Source organism: Paraburkholderia humisilvae, from assembly GCF_902859855.1.
Classification (GTDB): Bacteria; Pseudomonadota; Gammaproteobacteria; order Burkholderiales; family Burkholderiaceae; genus Paraburkholderia; species Paraburkholderia humisilvae.
On sequence record NZ_CADIKH010000197.1, the window covers coordinates 1 to 3,890 of the forward strand.

Genomic DNA, 3,890 nt, shown 5'->3' on the forward strand with positions numbered 1-3,890 from the left:
GAACTTGCAGCGGACATAGCCGAGATCTTCAGGAGCAGTGACGCCTGTCAACGATTGGCGACCGTTCCAGGAATCGGGCCGGTGATCGCGACCGCGCTCGTGAGCAGTGTGAGCGACCCGTCACAGTTCAGGAACGGCCGGCAATTCGCGGCCTGGCTGGGGCTGACGCCGATGCAAAGATCCAGCGGCGGCAAAACCAGGTTAGGTGGTATCACAAAGCGTGGTGACACCTACCTGCGAACCTTACTTGTACAGGGCGCTCGCGCGGTCATGCACTTTGTGAGCCGTCGCGACGACCGGCACAGTCGCTGGATCAAAGCCGTAATGCAGCGCCGCCACGTAAACATCGCGGCGATCGCTCTGGCGAACAAAACTGCTCGCATTGCCTGGGCAATACTGGCAGGCACGGGTTGTTTCAAAGTAGCGTAACAGGCAACTGATATCGAGTACCGCCTTATTTCTTTCGCGATTGCGCAAGAAGCGGCAAGCATGGCGAACCGGTCGGACCGGCGCTTGCAGATCCTGATATATCCGGCGGCTGCAGTATGAAGTCAGAAGGCCGATGAGGAGCAAGCGCGCAGATTTCCATGATGGCTCGTGCAGCAGCAGGCACATCGAAAGCCGAATGTACGGACGCAGTCGTGACCCTCAAAATGCAAACCGATCTTGCTCATAGGCGGGAGTCCATGTACGGATATAGCGCAGCAGCCCATCCTGTTAGTCACAACACACGAAAAACTGCCGAAAAAGGGACGCGTTCATATAGAAATGATGGCCGAACGTGGGATTGCAACCGTATCGGCCGGGTCCTCAGACGTGGGTTCGGATATGGGCGCCGCCCGCATGATCGGATTGAGCGACGGTGCCGCCGGTATCCATTTTTCGCAAGATTTCGAGCATGGGCCCCATCTGTTCAGCCTGCGTCTTGAAGTCCACAAAAGCCTTGCCGGCCTCCTGTAGACCTTGATTACTCTGCCACCAGTTGTCGTACACATAGAGAGCGGGCGCAAGCGCGCCTTTGCCAAACTGTTGCCAGAAACCAATCGCGTCTCTGGAATCCGCATCGCGACGCTGATTCTTGACGTTCGTCACCATCCCTTGGGTTCCTGCGGAAAAAAGCCCGATCATAAAACTGGCGACCGCCAGATAAAACTGCGCGGCGAGCGCGATGTGATCATTTCCTCCTTGTGACGCAGAGATCATGCGTGCTCCTGCTGTCGCGCCCGCGCTGCCGAACGCGCCGAACGTGAACGTCTGTCCCAGCCGCTGCGATACCTGTGCACTGAGTTCGAGTGGTTTGGTCAGCTTCGCATACCCCTCCCGCAGCGCGAAGAGTTTGGCGCCGTTCATCGCCGATTCCAGCAGGGCCTTGGTATCCGGATGCATATCGTCGTTCACATCTAACTTGCGGAGGTTCGTCAGATCCCTCTTGTAGTCGTCGATCCTTGTCTGGAGCACGGGGTCGCCAGCCGCCTGTCCGCCCATTTCCGCGAGACTTTCTCTCGTCTGTGCCCCTTTCTTGCGCGCCTGCTGTGCCTCGAGATTTTTCAGTTCGGCGGCGAGCCGGTCCACGACGCGCAGCACCATCGATGCTTCAGGAAGCACGACCATTCTCCTGCACTTCTCGACATCGATATCTTGCGCGTCGATTTTTCCGGTTCGAGCGATCTTGTCCTTGGCTCCATCGACAAACATGTCTGCATGCAACATGTTGAGCTTGTGCTCGTGCCTGAGTCCGTTGACTTCATCTCTCGCGGCGGCCCTATGCTGGGCGATGATCGCGAGGAGTGCCACGGCGGCCGAAACGCCCGATACTCCGTACGAAGACGGAATCTTCGCATGGATACCGTCAAAGAACGAAGCCGGTGCGTATTTTCCACGTTCTCTGAAGATCGGTGAGAAAAGGCTGCTGCCGGAGCGCATACCGCGAGTCGGGATCTGCCACAACGTCGACTCGATCTGACGGGCATGTGAGCCATCGACCGCATGCATTTGACTCGCGTGCCCGCAAAGCACGAGCTGGTTTTCCAGGTGCTTCTCGCAATCGGCAATGAATCCCTGTGTTTCTTGCGGGCTCAGACCGCTATTGGCAAGTTTCTCGAGATCGATCTGTCCGTCGTTATCGATAAGTTTGCGGTCTCCAAGGAAGCTTTTGATCTTCTGTTCGCTTTCCTGCGCCGTTTTAATGCTCTTCTGGATGTTTTCTCTAATCTGAGACTGCGTGACGCTGGAGTTGATGGCGCATTTGTCCACCTTCACATCGATGTTGCCTGTGCGTCTGAAATAATCGATCGCACCGATGACCAGCGATTGTATCGGCGCTGTAATGAAGGGTTGGGCGGCTATTACCCCAAGGCCAGCGAAGGCCGCATTCCATGGCGTCATCGTCTGCGTCGCAAAAGGAATCACGAAATAGCTAATCGCATTGAATACCGTGCCGCTCGTCGGTACCCACAAGCCGGCCTTGTGTGCGGCGCTTTCCATGCCGTCGATCTGGGCATCGTTTATGGAGAGCGCGTGGTACCAGTCCTTGAGCTGTGCATTCGAAATGTTGTTGACGAGTTGCCGGTTCGAAGGCACCGAGGTACTTGCATTTTCGCCAAGTGGATGAAACCGAACAGCTTGCAGAACCTTGGCGAGGTCGTCGACGTGGATTTCCCTGTTTTTCTGCTTGTCTAATGCGACTTGCAACGTCGGCAGATCGCGCGGGAACACCCATTCGGTCTGCCGGGACCCCCTTTGCAACCTTGACGTGCCGGCGGGTGGGTTGATTGGCGGCATATCCGGTAATACGGAGCTGATTGCTTCAATAGGTGATGCCGACCGCTGCGCAGAAGGGGGCTCGATTTCAATCACGGTCTGATTGCGGGCTCTTGAGAACGTGACACTGCCAGCGGGCGAATTGATTGACTGCAAACCCCGCACCGCAGCAGTGGCTGTGTGGATAGTCGATGCCAACCGTTCGCCTGAAGGGGGCTCAATCTCAATCACGGTTCGATCTGGGCTTGTGACAATGGATGCCCAATTCAGTTGCGTAAAAGAGCTTGATTTGGTGTGCGGCATTTTATAGAGCCTCTTCTACCTGGCGTTGGAGCGTCGATATGCCCCAGCCTCCACCTGCGAAGGCCGCAGTGGGGCCCGGGAGTACGTGGCTTATCCAGGGGGAAATGAGTGCCGTCCGCTGGACGACGAGGGACAAAGGCTGGCTATGGTTACCTTTGGTTCCGGGCATGTCAGAAATGGTCAATGGCTTTGACAATCTGACTATATGGTACTGGCCGAGGAGCGCGCGCCGAGGCCCGCAATATCCCCTGGTCTGCCGCAATCGACCTTCTGGTGTTCCACTCCATAAGGAACTTTATGAAATCGGTAATGTCGTTAGTTTTCGCAAGAAAATGAAGCGCTCACCGTAAACGGCTCCGGTGTAATTAGGTTCTTCGAATCGGTCAAAGTAGCGAGCCTATCAAACGGGCAAGGTGTCCTGTCACAATGAGCAACGATGGCTTTGCCGCAACGCCCGTCGTCCAGCTCTATTCGTTGACGATAGAAGTAGTCCTATTCATATCGAAATTTGCTTCGGCCTCGCCTTCATTATCGCGACAGCACCCATTCAGGGCTAGGAGGATAAGATGTTTACGCCAATTGCCTTGGCCGATGGTCGCTGACGCAAGGCGTAGCACACCTTGATCCTTCGCTTCCATGCGGAAAACAGAACGTGTTGTGTGTGGTGTCGAGGCGGCATCGCTTTATATGGTTCTGTCGCGATAAGACGGTGAGGTCGAAGTAAATCCCGATATGAATAGGACTGCTTATGCTATCAACGAATAGAACTGGACGGCAGGCGTCGCGGCGAAGCCATCGTTTCTCATCTGCCCTTTGCGGATCATGTG

Annotated in this window: 2 protein-coding genes and 1 pseudogene; 1 reads left to right on the forward strand and 2 read right to left on the reverse strand. The window is 55.7% G+C overall.

Going from position 1 to position 3,890, the window contains the following annotated elements; all coding sequences use genetic code 11:
- A partial coding sequence (locus HV796_RS40615; protein WP_175233330.1) for an IS110 family RNA-guided transposase occupies positions 1-429 on the forward strand: 429 nt, incomplete at its 5' end.
- A 381-nt stretch (positions 430-810) separates the two neighbouring features.
- Here the strand turns inward: HV796_RS40615 and HV796_RS40620 are convergent.
- Together HV796_RS40620 and HV796_RS40625 are read right to left on the reverse strand one after the other, a co-directional pair.
- The gene (locus HV796_RS40620; protein ID WP_175233331.1) at positions 811-3,063 is read right to left on the reverse strand and encodes a hypothetical protein; all 2,253 of its coding nucleotides are present in this window, start codon (positions 3,061-3,063) and stop codon (positions 811-813) included.
- A 746-nt stretch (positions 3,064-3,809) separates the two neighbouring features.
- Positions 3,810-3,890, reverse strand: a pseudogene (locus tag HV796_RS40625) (IS6 family transposase); the annotation flags it as partial.

Coding starts and splice junctions, on each gene's coding strand:
- HV796_RS40620 (WP_175233331.1), bottom strand. CDS start 3,063: ATGCCGCACACCAAATCAAGCTCTTTTACGCAACTGAATTGGGCATCC.